The 15,640-nt window shown below is 40.0% G+C and carries 13 protein-coding genes; 5 read left to right on the top strand and 8 right to left on the bottom strand.

What is annotated here, in order from left to right:
• Positions 1-31 precede the first annotated feature (31 nt).
• Positions 32-901 (bottom strand): LysR family transcriptional regulator, encoded by an 870-nt coding sequence (locus MTF68_RS01190; protein ID WP_029774426.1) that lies wholly within the window; start codon positions 899-901, stop codon positions 32-34.
• A 131-nt stretch (positions 902-1,032) separates the two neighbouring features.
• On the opposite strand from MTF68_RS01190, the gene MTF68_RS01185 reads away from it, so the two are divergent.
• Both MTF68_RS01185 and fghA read left to right on the top strand, forming a co-directional pair.
• On the top strand, positions 1,033-2,154 hold the full coding sequence (locus MTF68_RS01185; protein WP_004587830.1) for an S-(hydroxymethyl)glutathione dehydrogenase/class III alcohol dehydrogenase: 1,122 nt from the start codon (positions 1,033-1,035) through the stop codon (positions 2,152-2,154).
• A 68-nt stretch (positions 2,155-2,222) separates the two neighbouring features.
• The gene (gene fghA, locus MTF68_RS01180; protein ID WP_248461410.1) at positions 2,223-3,065 is read left to right on the top strand and encodes an S-formylglutathione hydrolase; all 843 of its coding nucleotides are present in this window, start codon (positions 2,223-2,225) and stop codon (positions 3,063-3,065) included.
• Here fghA and MTF68_RS01175 read toward each other — a convergent pair.
• Together MTF68_RS01175 and MTF68_RS01170 are read right to left on the bottom strand one after the other, a co-directional pair.
• Positions 3,019-3,393 carry a hypothetical protein gene (locus MTF68_RS01175; protein ID WP_029774425.1) on the bottom strand — a complete coding sequence of 125 codons (375 nt, stop codon included), beginning with the start codon at positions 3,391-3,393 and terminating at the stop codon, positions 3,019-3,021. The genes fghA and MTF68_RS01175 overlap by 47 nt on opposite strands.
• A gap of 158 nt (positions 3,394-3,551) precedes the next feature.
• Entirely contained in the window at positions 3,552-5,045 is a 1,494-nt protein-coding gene (locus tag MTF68_RS01170) for a BCCT family transporter (protein ID WP_248461409.1), read from the bottom strand.
• 228 nt (positions 5,046-5,273) lie between these two features.
• Between MTF68_RS01170 and MTF68_RS01165 the strand changes: the two genes are divergently transcribed.
• Both MTF68_RS01165 and MTF68_RS01160 read left to right on the top strand, forming a co-directional pair.
• Positions 5,274-5,690: an MgtC/SapB family protein gene (locus tag MTF68_RS01165; protein ID WP_004587826.1), complete on the top strand. Its 417-nt coding sequence runs from the start codon at positions 5,274-5,276 to the stop codon at positions 5,688-5,690.
• Positions 5,691-5,859: 169 nt separating this feature from the next.
• On the top strand, positions 5,860-7,044 hold the full coding sequence (locus MTF68_RS01160) for an acyltransferase family protein (protein WP_248461695.1): 1,185 nt from the start codon (positions 5,860-5,862) through the stop codon (positions 7,042-7,044).
• A gap of 59 nt (positions 7,045-7,103) precedes the next feature.
• On the opposite strand, the gene MTF68_RS01155 is transcribed toward MTF68_RS01160, so the two are convergent.
• The 3 genes from MTF68_RS01155 to MTF68_RS01145 all read right to left on the bottom strand — a co-directional run bounded on the left by MTF68_RS01155 (position 7,104) and on the right by MTF68_RS01145 (position 12,829).
• Positions 7,104-8,129, bottom strand: coding sequence for an energy transducer TonB (locus MTF68_RS01155; protein WP_248461408.1), 1,026 nt, complete (start codon positions 8,127-8,129; stop codon positions 7,104-7,106).
• Between the two features lie 395 nt (positions 8,130-8,524).
• Complete coding sequence (locus tag MTF68_RS01150; RefSeq protein ID WP_248461407.1) at positions 8,525-10,273, bottom strand: DNRLRE domain-containing protein; 1,749 nt, start codon at positions 10,271-10,273, stop codon at positions 8,525-8,527.
• Between the two features lie 648 nt (positions 10,274-10,921).
• Positions 10,922-12,829 (bottom strand): beta-ketoacyl synthase, encoded by a 1,908-nt coding sequence (locus MTF68_RS01145; RefSeq protein WP_248461406.1) that lies wholly within the window; start codon positions 12,827-12,829, stop codon positions 10,922-10,924.
• A 124-nt stretch (positions 12,830-12,953) separates the two neighbouring features.
• Here MTF68_RS01145 and MTF68_RS01140 point away from each other — a divergent pair, with 124 nt between their 5' ends.
• Positions 12,954-13,964, top strand: a complete 1,011-nt coding sequence (locus MTF68_RS01140; protein ID WP_248461405.1) for a helix-turn-helix domain-containing protein — start codon at positions 12,954-12,956, stop codon at positions 13,962-13,964.
• A gap of 36 nt (positions 13,965-14,000) precedes the next feature.
• Here MTF68_RS01140 and MTF68_RS01135 read toward each other — a convergent pair whose 3' ends face one another.
• A complete protein-coding gene (locus MTF68_RS01135) occupies positions 14,001-14,513 on the bottom strand; it encodes an MgtC/SapB family protein (RefSeq protein ID WP_029774420.1) in 513 nt (170 codons plus the stop codon).
• Between the two features lie 17 nt (positions 14,514-14,530).
• The gene (locus MTF68_RS01130) at positions 14,531-15,640 is read right to left on the bottom strand and encodes a GNAT family N-acetyltransferase/peptidase C39 family protein (RefSeq protein WP_248461404.1); all 1,110 of its coding nucleotides are present in this window, start codon (positions 15,638-15,640) and stop codon (positions 14,531-14,533) included.

Here is a 15,640-nt window from a genome sequence, read left to right as displayed (position 1 = left end):
ATCTTATACTTGGCTATATTTTAAGCGCGCTTTATTCAAGCCCAGCCACTAAATAATCGAGTAATACTCTTACGTTGGTGGCAACAAACTGACGCGGTGGGTAAATTCCCCACACGCCTTCTTGATCCGGCTGATAAGAAGTTAATACTGGCACAAGCTCGCCCGTTCTTAGCTCATTTTCAATGTAATAATTTGGCAGCTGCACTATTCCTAAGCCTTTTTTTGCACCATCAACCAATGCCCAACCACTATTACAGCGCAAGCGACCCGCAATTTTAATGTGTTTATCGCGGCCATTTTCGTTTACTCGCCAGTAACTGCTGTTACCAATTAAACATTGATGTTGGTTTAGCTCGCCTAGGGTATGAGGCTCACCTACTCGGGATAAATAATCTGGGGAGGCACACATTATAAAGCGCCTAGCACTTAAACGCCGTGCTCTGTGGCTTGAATCTTTTAAATGCCCTAACCGAATGGCTAAATCAAACCCGCCTTCGAGTAAATTTTCTTGCTCGTTAGAAAGCGTAGCAATTACTTCGACCTCAGGATGAGCGTGCATAAAATTGTGCACAATGGGCATAATAAAAGTTTCACCATACATAACCGGTGCTGTTAATTTAATTTTACCTTTAGGCGTTGTTTGCTGCGTTGCTAAGCTTTGCGTGGCATCGTCCATAGCATGTTGTAATTGCTTAGTTTGATGTAAAAAGGCTTCACCTTCTTTAGTTAATACCACTTTGCGGGTTGTACGGGTGAGTAACTGGGTGTTTAAACGCTGCTCCAGCGCCGTTACATGGCGACTTATATGAGCAACCGACAACCCCAGTACATTAGCCGCTGCTGTAAAACTACCCTCTTCACCCACTGCTATAAATTCGTCTATGCCATCCCAACGCGCCATTATTACCATACTGTAAAAGTGTTTTAATAAATCGGAGATTATCATTATTTGAGAAACAAATACAATAGAGCCATCACCCAAACAAATTGGGTCTACAATTGTTATTTAAAACCACTACAAAGGATAAACACATGTCTGAATTTATAAAATCAAAAGCAGCTATTGCGTGGGGTCCAAACCAACCATTAAGCGTTGAAGAAGTTGATGTGATGATGCCTAAAAAAGGCGAAGTAATGGTAAAAATTACTGCTACTGGTGTTTGTCACACTGATGCATTTACTTTATCAGGTGAAGATCCTGAAGGTATTTTCCCAGCAATTTTAGGCCACGAAGGTGCAGGCGTTGTGTATGCAGTGGGCGAAGGCGTAACCAGTGTTGAAGTAGGCGATCACGTAATTCCACTTTACACCGCTGAATGTGGCGTATGTAAAATGTGTACTTCAGGCAAAACTAACCTGTGTTCAGCAGTGCGCGAAACACAAGGTAAAGGCCTAATGCCAGATGGCACTACACGCTTTTTTAAAGACGGCCAACCAATTTATCACTACATGGGTACGTCTACTTTTTCTGAGTACACAGTACTTCCAGAAATTTCACTCGCAAAAGTAAACAAAGAAGCGTCGCTTGAAGAAATTTGTTTATTAGGCTGTGGTGTAACCACAGGTATGGGCGCGGTAACAAACACTGCAAACGTAAAACCTGGCGATACCGTGGCTATTTTTGGCTTAGGTGGCATTGGTTTATCGGCTATTATTGGTGCAAAAATGGCAGGCGCGGGTCGCATTATTGGTGTTGATATTAATACCAGCAAATTTGACCTTGCAACAAAACTTGGCGCAACCGATTTAGTAAACCCTAAAGATTTCGACAAGCCAATTCAAGAAGTGATTGTTGATATGACCGATGGCGGTGTTGATTACTCGTTTGAGTGTATTGGTAACGTTGATGTAATGCGCTCAGCACTTGAGTGTTGTCATAAAGGTTGGGGTGAGTCGGTAATTATTGGTGTAGCCGGTGCTGGCCAAGAAATTTCAACCCGTCCATTCCAACTAGTAACAGGGCGTGTATGGCGTGGTAGCGCATTTGGTGGCGTTAAAGGCCGTTCACAGTTACCTGAAATTGTTGAGCGTTACATGGCAGGCGAATTTGCTCTTAACGACTTTATTACGCATACCATGAGCCTTGAAGAAATTAACGATGCGTTTGATTTAATGCACGAAGGTAAAAGTATTCGTACAGTAATTCACTACTAATACGCTATTGGTAACCTATGTATTAAAAAGCCGTAATACTTAATTGTTTGCGGCTTTTAAGGATTTTTATGTTAGAAAATATCTCAAGTACAAAAGTAGCAGGTGGTTGGCACAAACAATATACCCACACTGCAACAAGTACCCATTGCACAATGCGTTTTGCGGTATTTTTACCCCCAGGCGCAAGCGAAACAAATAAAGTGCCAGTGCTTTATTGGCTATCGGGTTTAACCTGTACAGACGAAAACTTTATGCAAAAAGCCGGCGCATTTAAAAAAGCGGCTGAGCTGGGTATTGCAATTGTAGCGCCTGATACAAGCCCGCGTGGTGATAATGTCCCTGATGATGACAGCTACGACTTTGGCCAAGGCGCAGGCTTTTACGTAAACGCAACACAAGCACCGTTCAATACACATTTTAATATGTATGACTATGTAGTTGATGAACTACCTATGCTTATTGAACAACACTTCCCAGTAACCAGTACTAAAGCAATTAGTGGTCACTCTATGGGCGGGCACGGCGCTTTAATGGTGGCACTTAAAAACCCTAAAGCGTTTGTTAGCGCTTCGGCCTTTAGCCCTATTGTTAATCCAATTGACTGCCCATGGGGCGTGAAAGCATTTACGGGTTACTTAGGCACTGACAAAGAGCTCTGGGCTCAATACGATTCGTGCGAATTGATGAAAAAAGCGCAGCAGGCTGATTTTATCCCTATGCTTGTTACACAGGGCGAAGCCGATGGGTTTTTAGAGGAGCAACTTAAGCCACAAAATTTAGCGGCTGTTGCTAAAAATAAAGGTTACCCGCTTAGCATTGAAATGCAAGCTGGCTACGATCATAGTTACTTTTTTATAAGCAGCTTTATTGACCAACACTTATCATTTCATAGTCAGTTTTTAACTGCGTAATCTCATTAGTGTGTAGATCAGATTTATCTACTTCTACACACTCTTTCAATACTTTACTCACTTGCCTACACACTTGTACCGTATTGCCCTCACCTTTTACTAAATTGATCAGCAATGAATCTATTTTTAACCCTATATCGGTAAAACTAAACCCGTTTTTGTCTTTCGGTACAGGTTCGAGTGGATTTTTATAAGGCTCAGAGCGAGCTGGGCTATTACTATATTTATTGGCGCGTGCATTTGACTGTGCCTGCCCATCAATTATAACACCAGCGACTGTGCAGCCACTTAGGTAAATAACACATAAACATAAAGTTAGCGCTCTCATAACTCATCCTGATCAAAAATATTACCTAAATTATAAACATCTTTAAAAATAGTATTGTAAAAATATGTATACCTGTTCTATATACTTAATTTTGAACGGCCTAAGCGTACAATTTAATACAGTGCATCATCATTTTATTAATAAAATGGGTTTAAGCCCTAATACTTAAATTCACTTATACACTCTTTTATAAAGCCCACCAGCTGCAAAATAAAAATAACTAAAAACGGTAAAGCGCCAATAATAGCAATGGTTCTGTTTACTGGCTCATTATTTTGTACCAGTAATATAAAGGCACAAAGCCCAAGCGCGAGTGACCAACCATAAATACTCCATGCTTTTGCCTTTTTGCTATTTGTTAGATCACGTATTACTAATATGGCCGAATCGGCTGAGGTAACCACAAAAATAAGTAACAATAACAAGCTTGACCAAATAAGTACGGCGCCTTGCCAGCCTAACTGCTGAAAAAATATAAATAGCCCTTGGGTATAGTCGGCTTTAATAGCATCTAAAATACCGGCATTGTAAGTTTTATCCCATGCGATAGCTGAGCCCGAAAACACACTAAACCACACAATAGTCACAAGCGTAGGTAGCAAAACTACGCCCAATATATATTGCCACACTGGCCGGCCTTGGCTAATTTTAGCTAAAAACACGCCAACAAAAGGTCCCCACGCTAACCACCAAAAATAATAATTGTAGGTCCAGCCATTTGCCCACTCGGGGTTATTAAGTTGGCTTTGTAATTGCCATGCCCCTGTAAAAATAAGCCGTAGGTAATCCCTTGTGCCCTCAATGGCAATAGCCATTATAGGCTGTATGGGCATTAACAAAAGCAGCCACAATAAAAGTAAAAAAGCTAGCCAAACATTAAACTTACTCAGCGTTTGAATACCTTTTTTAAGCCCAAGCTTGGCCGATATTGTATATAGCAATACAATTAAGCTGATTATGATAAAACCAGATACAAGCGCGGACTCTATCCCTAAGTTTATTTCAATTCCCTTGCGTAGCAATAACGTAGAGTTTGCAATTGTCCCAACCACACCAAAAAAAATGGCGAGCACGGCCACTAATTTAACAATAAAGGTAAGCCTGTTTTGGTATTTTATATTTATTGCGCCTTTTAATGCACTGATTACCGGTGCGCTAATATCACCACTGCAATGACTGTTTTTTGTTAAGCCACCTAACACAAGCCCAAATACAGCATAAAGAGCCCACGCATGCGCCCCCCAGTTAACCAACGTCAGCGCTAAAGCACTACTTACTTTGTCAGGGTAAAGTGTATGTTTTAAAGGAGAGTTGACTACATTCAACGCAGGCTCTGCAACTCCCCAAAAAATTAAACCCGACCCCATCCCTGCGGCAAAAAGCATAGAAAGCCAGCCAAATAAGCCAAATTCAATACGGGCATTGTCACCGCCTACTTTTCGCCTCCCAAGCGGGCTTATGGCAATAACGATAACTGCAAGTAATAAAAAATTTACTAACAAAAAAAACGGCGCCCCTAAAAAACTTAAAGCGTTATTTATAAGCGGTTGCAAATGATTAGTAAGTAATTGAGGGGCCAAAAAAGCAATAGCACAAAGAGTAAGGCAAAGTAATAACGCTGTTTTTTCAAGCTTGGTTGTATGTAAAGGCAAGTGAAATACTGTTTATTAATGTTTAATAATAAAATAATACGCACTTTGCATAATTAATTAAACGCATAGGCAGCGTTTATCTGTAAAAGCGTAAATTAACTATGTAAATGTTACCAATTAATCAATTAACGCCTCTCATATTTAAATTTAACACATTGAATTTATATAATAAAATAAGCTGGCCTATAGGTTGCTATTAGTTTACACCCTTAACCAATAGAGACCATTATGGAAATTGATTTACAGTGGAACGAAATCATCGATAATTTAGTACATCTTGGCATTGCCTACATACTCGCACTGCCTATGGCTTACGACAGGGAGCGAAGCCACCATGGCGCAGGGTTAAGGACTTTTCCACTTGTGGCAGTTGCCTCATGTGGCTATGCGGTAATTGCTATGTCAGTGCTAGAAGGTGCAGAAGCGCAATCTAAAATGTTACAAGGGATTATTACCGGCATAGGCTTTATTGGCGGTGGTGCAATTTTAAAAAATAATAAATCTACATCGGGTACCGCAACAGCAGCAAGCATATGGAATATGGGTTTAATTGGTATAGCGGTTGCCTACAGCCGTTACGAAATTGCTATTTTATTAGCTATCATTAATTTTATAACACTGAGGTACATTAAAAAGTTTAAGTAATGCTAAGGTGTACCATTATGAAATTACTAAAAAGAAGATAAATTGTGAGTAACTACTGCAACCTAAATTAATGTAATAAATCAAGGCGCTTAAAAGCGCTCAAGCTCGCATGACGATACTATATAACATATAATATCGGCAAATTTATACAACGTATTTGAGCTTAATGATGTCGTCTCACTCTACAGCCCCTCGGTTACATCATATTGATTTATTGCGTGGCATTATCATTATATTTATGGTGATTGACCATGGTATGTATTATTGTCTTAATTACTCAGTAACCGATCCTATGGCGGTTCCGGGTACCAGCCCTGTTACTTTTTTCACCCGCTTTATTTCGCACTTTTGCGCCCCTTTATTTGTTTTTTTAGCAGGCCTTTCAGCAGCTGTTACCGAGCATAAATACGCTTCAACTAAGGCATTTTCTTACAATTTAATTGTCCGTGGGTTGGTGCTAATCATTTTTGAATTTACCATTGTTTCGTGGTCATGGAGCTTTAACCCCGCTTTTCCAATGTTATACGCACAGGTCATTTGGGCGATAGGCTGGGGATTTGTCATATTAGGCTTATTACGTTTATTAGGCATTTATGCAGTGCTAATAAGTGCTTTATTGTTGGTGTTTGGCCATAATCTATTTGATGGCGTAAGCTTTGAGCCAAATACGTTTGCACATACTCTTTGGTCTATTGCACATCAAAAAAATGTACTTGAACTACCTTTGGGCATAAAAATGAGAACAACTTACCCAGTTGCGCCCATTGTAGGTTTAATGGCTTTAGCTTACTGCGCGGGGGTATATTATAAAAAACACCAGTACAAAGCCCAGGTGATGAATTATGCAGCTATATTAGGTGCAAGCTGCCTTGCTTTATATACTGTGCTGCGCGGTTTTAATTTATACGGCGACACTTCAGTATTTACTATTCATACCAATACTATTAATACTGTTATGTCGTTTTTAAACCCGACTAAATACCCACTCTCATTACAATTTATGTTGCTAACCGTGGGCCTTGGGCTAATTGCGCTTAAACTTTTAAGCCATGTTAAAGCCGACTTTTCTCGCAACTTTTTACAAGTGCTTGGTAAAACCAGTATGTTCTCATACCTTGCACATTTGTATTTATTGCACGCTGTCGCTTGGTTGCTTATCCCTGTTTTAGGGCTTAGTTTTAGAGATATGACTTACGGCGACACATTAGTAGGCCTTCCACCGGGTTACGGTATGAGTTATGGCGCAACTTTGTTATTTATAGCTGTGGTTATAGGCTTAACCACTTTACTTGCAAAACGCTATTTAGGCTGGAAGCGCAATAATAAGCACACTCTAATTGCTAAATATATATAACAAAAACCCCACATAATAACGTGGGGTTTTATTTAAGTGTTTATTACCAATAAAATACTTTATAAAAAGCTTTCACCAGTTTGTTTTAAAGTAACCGTTTGCGCCTGTGCACTTTTAATTAATAGCCCACAACGAATATCATTTTTTGAAATTAATATTTTATCAATCTCGTTGGTATTATAATCAACGACTTTGTTTTCACAGCGAAGTTGTACTTTAGATAACGGTTTACTCGCACTAAGTTCAACCGTACCTTTAGAAAGTAAAGGTAAAACCGCTTTTTCAGACTCAAGCGTTATTTGTTGATTTATAGCGCCAGAGTTTTTATAAATGTCATTCACTTGTGCAAGTAATTGCGCTCTATTTTCCTCGCTAAACGTTATTGATTCAATATCGCCTAATGCATCAATTGCATCGTAAGCACGTACGTAGTCTTGTTTTGAAATAAACCACTGTAAGGCATTTTTAATAACACGTTTTTTTATTTGATCCGGTAAGTTATCTCTAAACAAAAAGGCTTCATAAATAGACTTATCAAAGCTTTTCCAATCTTGCACAAAGTAGCTATGTTGGCTTTTAAGCCAAGCCAGTAAAACTATTTCGACTGTGTTTTTAGTGTGTTCGTTTTCAAGCTCAGTAATATACGTTTTAGCTTCATCGTACTTTTTATCATCAATAAGCTGGCTGGCTTTCTCATAATCGTCAAAAAACGCCGGGGATGCCTGATCGTTCGAAAAACTAGCATGTATATTTTGCGAGCTTACCGTAATAGTTTTCGCCGTAGGCACGGCACTGCCATTTATCTGTGCACTTTTATAATTAAGCTTAGAAACATAATCGAGAACTTCTCGTTGATATTTTTTTTGACCAAGCGAAGCCACAATTTCGATATCACTCACTTGGCCGTTTTCATCAACCACGTAGCTACTTAAATTAATCCCTTCTAACCTCGATGCACGCGGCGAGGTATTAGTGAGCTGGTCGTAATTTTTATTAATAATTTCAGCAGCTACAAAATCATCTGCTGATACTGATAGGTGAGTAAAGGTTGAAGCGAGAGAAAGTGCTAGTAAAAGTTTTTTCATCGATATATCCATCCTAGATTATGTTTCTATTATAAAAACAAAGGTACTCCATAAATGCAAGTTAATCCATAAAAAAACACGTCATTTTTTAATCAACTTTGTACCAATCCGCTTCATTAAGTGAGCTATTATGAGGCTGGAAAACGTGTTTGTAGCTAGGAAAAAAGTTGGCTATTTAATTATTCTAATTGAGAATTTTAACGCTTGTAGCGACATGTTTAGCCGCGCAAATTGATTGAGTATTACGGATTGGTATTATCATGGCTTTTATAATAAAAAATCATAGGCATAAAAAAGGCGCTTTAAACAGCGCCTTTGCTACACGTTGCTAAGTAAATAGTTTAAATCAGTATTCCTTCTTATGTAGCCAGTTACCCTAAATTTTAATACTAATTTTACTCTTGGTTTTTCCATACTTTGACATAATCAACAAGCATTGTGGCCACAAAATCATCATCAATATTACGAGTATTACCGTCCCACCCACCGACTTGTAATGATAAGATCACATATGAGGGTAAGCTGCCAATCCGCTCGCTTTCATGTTCCCATACTTTTTCACCATCGATATACATTCCAACGTAATTAGGGGCCCAATGCATACCAAATAGATGAAAGTCATCATCTGTTTCATTAAGGTAAAGTTTATCTGACTCTACTGATGCATGTTTACTACCGTATCCATCCCAATGTAGAGCAGCCCAACTGACACCGCCGCCCCACACGCCTAAATACTCCATAATATCGAACTCCATACCCCTACCAAAAGTGGTTGATGTATCGCCCCACACATCTTTAACCAATAAAATAGGCTTCTCGCCATAGTTTTCTTTAGCATACTCACCACCACGAACTGTTGCATCATCAGTTATTCCTATATTTGTGTCATTAACAACAAGTACAGGCCTATCAGCTGAGTTTTCTGCTTCATTACTGAATATTTCTAAAAGCTGTTTTCTCATATAGTTATCGACTAAGGCAAAGCTGGCATCACTTCCCGCATTTTTCTGCTTTTGAATATAATCAGTAACATCAACCTCAATAATATCACCAGATGAAGCACCATAACGGTGAGTAAACCAAATGGGGTCAATCTTCGGCTTTGTATCCCACGTTACTGTACTCTGAGACCAATCACTCGAAAGTGTTTTATGTACTGCAACACTGCTTTTATTTGTTGCTTTAGAGACCTTGAGCTTTAGAAGTGCTGAGTCAACCGTATCTGATATATCATCAAGACTAAATTTTAATAAAGCTTGGCGTCTATAAGTATCACTCCCATAAATTCCTTTATCAGCTAACAGCCAAAAAGCAGGCCACGTACCATGTATTGAGTCATACTTTATCTTGGCTTCGAAGTATCCATATTGCTGTCTAAACTGGCCAAAAGTACTGATCTCAGCCCCTTTATAATGATGCGTTTTATCTCCTTGACTAAAGAGTTCTCGTTCGGCTTTGAACATCAGCATACCGTTTTCAACACTAATATTTTCACTTCCTGCATTAGCAGCAATGCCACTCATACCTAAGTATTGCTTGCCAACTTTCCACTTATCAGGGTTGAGGGTGTTTTGGTTAAAGTCATCTTCAAAAGTAAGTACCCAATTCCCTGGCGCCGGAGGGTTAGTAGTTACAATCGATTTATTCTCTTTAAAGTAGACTGAATCCATATAAAATATACCTGTACCGTAAGGGCCCTGAATACCTACTGCGAGTACCTTCTCTCCTTCGTTTAAGTTAAAGTGTTTAAGGTGTATTTGAATTGTATGCCAAGTGTCATCTGAGTAGTCATTATGTCCTGGCTCGCCATTAATGGTCCAAAACTCGCTATTAGAATCATCTAGATTTATCTTTAAAGGGTTTTCCCCCCTACGAAACATAAGGGTCCCTTTACTACCTGACTTTCGGTATATTTTTGCTTCGAGGATAGTATCTTCGTATGGCGGTACTTGTGCAATGCGCAAACCCGATTGGGTCCAATGATGGGCTGACATTACGATTGCTTTATCGCCATCAGCTACTGGTTCATCTATCTGCGTTAAGCTTGATTCACTAGATGAAGTAGACCACAAAGAGGTGCCATTTTGGGGGTAATCATCAAATAAAACGGTTTCAGCAATACTAATATGCGGTAGAACCAACAAAATATAAAAGCTAAGTAAAAACTTACCTTTTATCCGACGAATTTTTAAGGTTAATTTCATTGCTATTCCTAAACTAATTAATAATTTGAATATTTACCTAAGCAGAAATTAATCATTAACTGTTCAGGCGTACGTTAAATTTACAAAGGGTTGTAAATAAAGTTCATAGCCAAATTAGTAATTATTTAATTGTAGGAGTAGTTTTGATATGGCTTATCTATTAAAAATAGTATGGAACATCGCTAGTGTTTTTCAATTATTTTTATTGTTTAATACTAATTATAACTTGTTAGTTTTATCTTTTTTAAACTTGATATCATAGAGTTAAAAATATAATTAAATTTTTATTAAAGTGTGTTTTTACCGCAAGAAAATACTTACTATTTATTCATCAATCGAATCGTTGCTTTAACGGTTATGAGCTATAAAGCACTTCTTAAGCTCATATAAATGATCACATCTGTTAGTAAGTAGAAAAAACTAAACCAGCGTGATTCGCTATTATTTACAATAAACATTGTCAACATCTAGGTAAAAATTCACAGCAGTATATTTTAATTGCAAAACAGAACACGCCGTAGGTTTAGCTGATTGAAAAGATGAAAAAAAGGCGCTTTAAACAGCGCCTTTGGATTCAAGTATGTGTGCTTAAAACATATCTTGATAGGAGTTGGTTGTATTAAACGAAATTGCTTTATCAAAACCAGGAAGCTCTATTCCGTCTTCGCCAATTACAATATTGTTATCGTCAATGGCGCCATCACCAAAACGATATACTAATTCGTACTTACCAAGGTCAGCTTGCGCTTTATAGGTGTTTTGCGCAGCAACAACGGATGTGTTTTTATCAGCGTAATCACTCATCGCTTTTTCACCATGACGCTTAGCAAGCATTTGAAGTGTTACTTTAGCGCTTAGTACAGTAGCAGTGGCGTTATTACCGCCAAAACCTTTTGAGTTTATAAAGGCTATGTCCATGTCGCCACAATCGTAGTGGCTGTTACGTATATCTAAGTGTTCAGCATAAACATCGTCGGCAACTTTATCTATGGTAGTAATACCCGGCATAATATTATGGCTAAATACACCCAGCGAAATAGCGAGCTGATCGCCACTGGCGGGGGCAATTGTATGCCCTACATAAGCTTTTGGCGCCGTCACTTTCCAGCTATCAATGGCAAACGTTTGTGCCACTTTATGGTAAATAAGTGACTCTGTTACTCTATTTTGCGGCGTGCTAGAACCATGCGCTAAAATAAAGCTGCGCTTTTGTAACGCCTCTTTACCTAATAAGCTTGTTGCAAGCGCTGCAGATTTAGCCATCGTAATGTAGTTACCTGGGCCCGGTGAAGTGATTGATTTTTTAATACCATCGGCATTTACAAATACATCCGGTACTGAGCCCATAATGTCTGCACCTAGTTCAAGTGCTAACGCATCGTCCATTAAAATGGCCACTTGTGCACCTTCACCTAATGTAAAGCCACAGTTTTCACCGAATGGGCGGCTGCTCTTACGGTAATTAGGCTCTTGTTCACTGCTTAAATTATCTAAACGGCGCAGACCTTCAACATTGGCAAGGGCGCTCATATTACCAAAGCCTTCTACTACTTCAGGCGTAATAGCGCATTCAACACTAGCTACCACCGCAACACGGGTGCGCCCTGCTTGAATATCGTTTACTGCAGCGCGTAAGTTATATAAAAATGTGGCACATGCACCCGAGGTAGAAAACGTAGTACCTACATTACCTGTAACGTATGCGTTTATAAAATCAGTCGACATCGTGTTTAGGCCAAGTGCTAATTGCTTTGTACTAACACGATCGCCCTGCTGGCGTGCTTTAACTAAACCGCCTAATCCTTTGTCGTCCATTTGGCCAATAACCGAGGCTGAATAAGTACCAATTTTATCTGGCTCTACGCTATTCATTATGCGCTGCCAATCAAGGCCAGTTGACTTAATAGCATCGTTTGCTGCAAATATAGTGGCTTGTAAACCGCGAGGCTGGTAACGGCTGTTATACATTATTGACGGATCAAACCCGGTAGGAAACTGCCCTGCCGATTTAATTGGGTTATCACGTGTAGAATCTAATTTTACATCTAGCTCTGCCGCTATAGTCACTTTTACTTTTTTGCCTTCAAGCTCTTGTACTTTCCAACTGGCAGGCACTGGGGTTGGTAAATCGCGTGCGCGCGTTTCAAACACAATTGCGTTTTCATCAGAGGACTTTAACGTCATCTTTTGCTGCCAAGGCGTGGCATCTGCGTCAAAATGTTCTTTTTCAATTTTACGAATAAGTGTGCCAGCAATAATTTGCTCACCAAAGCGTGCTTCTATGTCGCTTTGCTCAACATTATTACCGTTTGTGTCTTGTAATTGACCATCAACAACGCGTACTAAGTTCATTAATGTGGCGAGGCCTAAAAATGTTTCACTACGAGCTTGTGCGTTTAATGCGTCTAACACGATACGGCGGTAACCTTGATGAAAAGAAGTACGGCCAGCGGCGTTAATACCACCCATGCCTACTATTACGGGTAATGCTGTCATAATTAACCTTTAAAACGTGTTATAGGAGAAGCAAACAGTTTAATTGGATTAACCACAACACTTTGTGCTTTAATAGCCAAATATTCAGCATTAAAGGCCAAAAAGTACTGGTCGGAGCATTCACATGCATAAAAAATCAGTAAACCCAGCGTTAAATATTGCCATAGCAGTGTACCCGCATTTACTTATTACCAGTTTAACACTGCCTATTGAAATGCTAAGAGCCGGTGAGGCTTATGCAAAAGGCCATTTAAGCAACACGGACTTTAGACCCCTTAGTATAAATTTGATTGCTAAAAATAATGAGCCAATACAAAACCGTACTGGGCTTGCCATAGTCCCCGACTGCACCACACATAACGCGCCCTACAACGACTTAATTATTGTGCCTGGGATTTGGCGAAACCCTCGTCCGGTCGTACGTACTAATAAAGAAGTGGTGGAATGGCTACAAGAAAGCTTTGAAACAGGCAGTCATATAATTGGTGTAGGCACGGGTAATTGTCTAGTTGCAGAGGCAGGCTTACTTGATGGGCACCCTGCAACAACCCATTGGCATTACGCCAAACAATTTAGCCACGACTACCCATTAGTGCGCTTAAAGCCCGACTTTTTTATCACCCAGTCAGAGCGCATGTATACGGTGGCAAGTTTAAATGCCCTTGCCGATGTGATCGTTCATATTATTAGCCAATACTATGGCAAAGCAGCAGCTCAACATGTAGAGCGTAACTTTTCGCACGAAGTACGTAAACCATACGAAGATCAGCGCTATCTTGAAGGCGCAGTTGACCGCCATCCAGATGAACTCATAGCGCAAATTCAGTTTTGGCTTAAAACTAATTTAGCCAGCGAGTTAAACTTACAAGAAGTAGCTGCCCAATTTAGTTTGAGCTACCGTACATTTACCCGCCGCTTTAAGCTTGCAACTAATCAAAGCCCTATAGAGTATTGGCAACAATTACGGGTAGAAGGCGCTAAAGAGTTATTAGCTTCATCTAATTTAACGATTCAAGAAGTAGCACTTGAGGTCGGCTATAATGACCAAGGACATTTAACCCGCGTGTTTAAAAAAGTGCTTAGCCAAACGCCAAGCGAGTACAGAAAAGTAGTACGAAGAAAACTATTTGGCTAATGCAAATAATAACGCCACTAAATTAGTGGCGTTAAATCAGTGGCTTTCTGGGTCGTTAAAGTCTTTTCGGTAGTAACGTTTTTGATAATTTTTTACTTTAGTGTGTACGCCTTTGCTTAGGCTTTTAAATTTTGCCTCCAGTACATCTACACCGTATAAAATACCAACCACCAGCACCGAAAGTTTAATGGCTGCACCTAAATTGTCGGTGGCTATCATTACGCCAATTGAGGCAAGCACCCAAATGGTTGCAGCAGAGGTTACCCCTACTACAGCGCCGTCTTTTGCAAGCATGACCCCTGCACCTAAAAAGCCAATGCCTGTAATTATTTGCCCCACTACACGCGAATGATCAATCACATCGCCTTGTAAGTTAAACGCGGTCGATAAAAACAAATACGTGCCCAGCGTTATTAAAGCTGAGGTACGAATACCCACAGGCTTACCGCGCAATTGCCGTTCTAACCCAATTATTGCACCGCAAAAAGCGGCGGTGCCAATGGCTGCCCACGAATAAGGGGCTACATCAATTAAATCTAAAAAAGTCACTCTTTACTTAAAACCTATTAATTATTAGCAATGGCCACCGCGGTTCTTAAACGTTGGCTACCAAATGCTGACATTTTACTAAAATCACTGCGCGCTATAGGCACGTACTGGCAATCTATTGCGAGTTGTTTATCGCTTCCTGGCTCACAAAATGGGTCGTGAACATACACGCAGTGCTCATCAAGGTGGGTAACACACACCCAATGGGGGGATTTTTTACCATCAAAACTGTATGTGCTAATTAGTAGCAGCACACTAAAGCCTTGGCTTAACCACTGTTCAATATGCTCAAGCTCTACATCTTTATAGCTAAGTGGTATATTTGCCTGCGCTATACCCTCTACAAATTGTTGGTGTACTGTTGAAAGCACCACTTTTTTGTTTTCACTGCGTACACCATCCAAAAACAAAGGCTCTGTGGTATTTACCATTACCTCGCTTTTAAAGCCGCGTTTATTAGCCGCCAACGCTAAACCAAACGGATGGCAACCACCGTGGCCCGATGTCATAAAAATGGTGGTGCCTTCGCGCCAAAGTGCCAGCTCATGTGATTGGCTAAGCTTAGTTGTTGGCTTAAGTGCCCCCATTGCCATTAATAGCGCAGCAGGCCCACAGGTAAACTCGGTAGTTTGTTGGTACCACGGCGTTAACCGCGCTACTTTTAGCTCACTCGTTTGGCGAATATTTTTTTGCATTCGCAGTGCATCACTATGATCGTCATAATAATCGCTATATTGGCCAAACACTCTGTAACCCAAACTTTTATAAAGCCCTATCGCACTTTCGTTATTTACGGCCACTTCTAAACGTAAGTAAAGCCGGCCACGCTCACTGGTTTGTTTTTCAAGCGCAGCTAATAACATTTTAGCAATGCCTTTACCTTGCATTGTGGGTATTACAGCAAGCGAATATAAACGCGCTAAACGCGTGCCTTTATGGCACCACACCAGCCCATAGCCGCATACTTGCTCGCCGTTATCTGCAACGAGCAAAATACCGTGCTTAGCATTTAACCAGCGCTTTAAGCTACGCGGGCTCAATTTATCGTTATTAAAGCAAGTATTTTCAACGTCAATCAATGCGTTTAAATCACTGCTAAGTGCCTGTCGAATAACAAGGTTACGCAT

This window comes from Pseudoalteromonas sp. 2CM37A (genome assembly GCF_023161885.1).
Taxonomy (GTDB): domain Bacteria; phylum Pseudomonadota; class Gammaproteobacteria; order Enterobacterales; family Alteromonadaceae; genus Pseudoalteromonas; species Pseudoalteromonas atlantica.
This window is presented reverse-complemented; position numbering and strand designations above follow the sequence as displayed.

Excerpts from the sequence above, each read along its gene's own strand:
- MTF68_RS01190 (WP_029774426.1), bottom strand. The coding sequence starts at position 901 with ATGGCGCGTTGGGATGGCATAGACGAATTTATAGCAGTGGGTGAAGAG.
- MTF68_RS01185 (WP_004587830.1), top strand. The coding sequence starts at position 1,033 with ATGTCTGAATTTATAAAATCAAAAGCAGCTATTGCGTGGGGTCCAAAC.
- fghA (WP_248461410.1), top strand. The coding sequence starts at position 2,223 with ATGTTAGAAAATATCTCAAGTACAAAAGTAGCAGGTGGTTGGCACAAA.
- MTF68_RS01175 (WP_029774425.1), bottom strand. The coding sequence starts at position 3,393 with ATGAGAGCGCTAACTTTATGTTTATGTGTTATTTACCTAAGTGGCTGC.
- MTF68_RS01165 (WP_004587826.1), top strand. The coding sequence starts at position 5,274 with ATGGAAATTGATTTACAGTGGAACGAAATCATCGATAATTTAGTACAT.
- MTF68_RS01160 (WP_248461695.1), top strand. The coding sequence starts at position 5,860 with ATGTCGTCTCACTCTACAGCCCCTCGGTTACATCATATTGATTTATTG.
- MTF68_RS01155 (WP_248461408.1), bottom strand. The coding sequence starts at position 8,129 with ATGAAAAAACTTTTACTAGCACTTTCTCTCGCTTCAACCTTTACTCAC.
- MTF68_RS01145 (WP_248461406.1), bottom strand. The coding sequence starts at position 12,829 with ATGACAGCATTACCCGTAATAGTAGGCATGGGTGGTATTAACGCCGCT.
- MTF68_RS01140 (WP_248461405.1), top strand. The coding sequence starts at position 12,954 with ATGCATAAAAAATCAGTAAACCCAGCGTTAAATATTGCCATAGCAGTG.
- MTF68_RS01130 (WP_248461404.1), bottom strand. The coding sequence starts at position 15,640 with ATGCGTAACCTTGTTATTCGACAGGCACTTAGCAGTGATTTAAACGCA.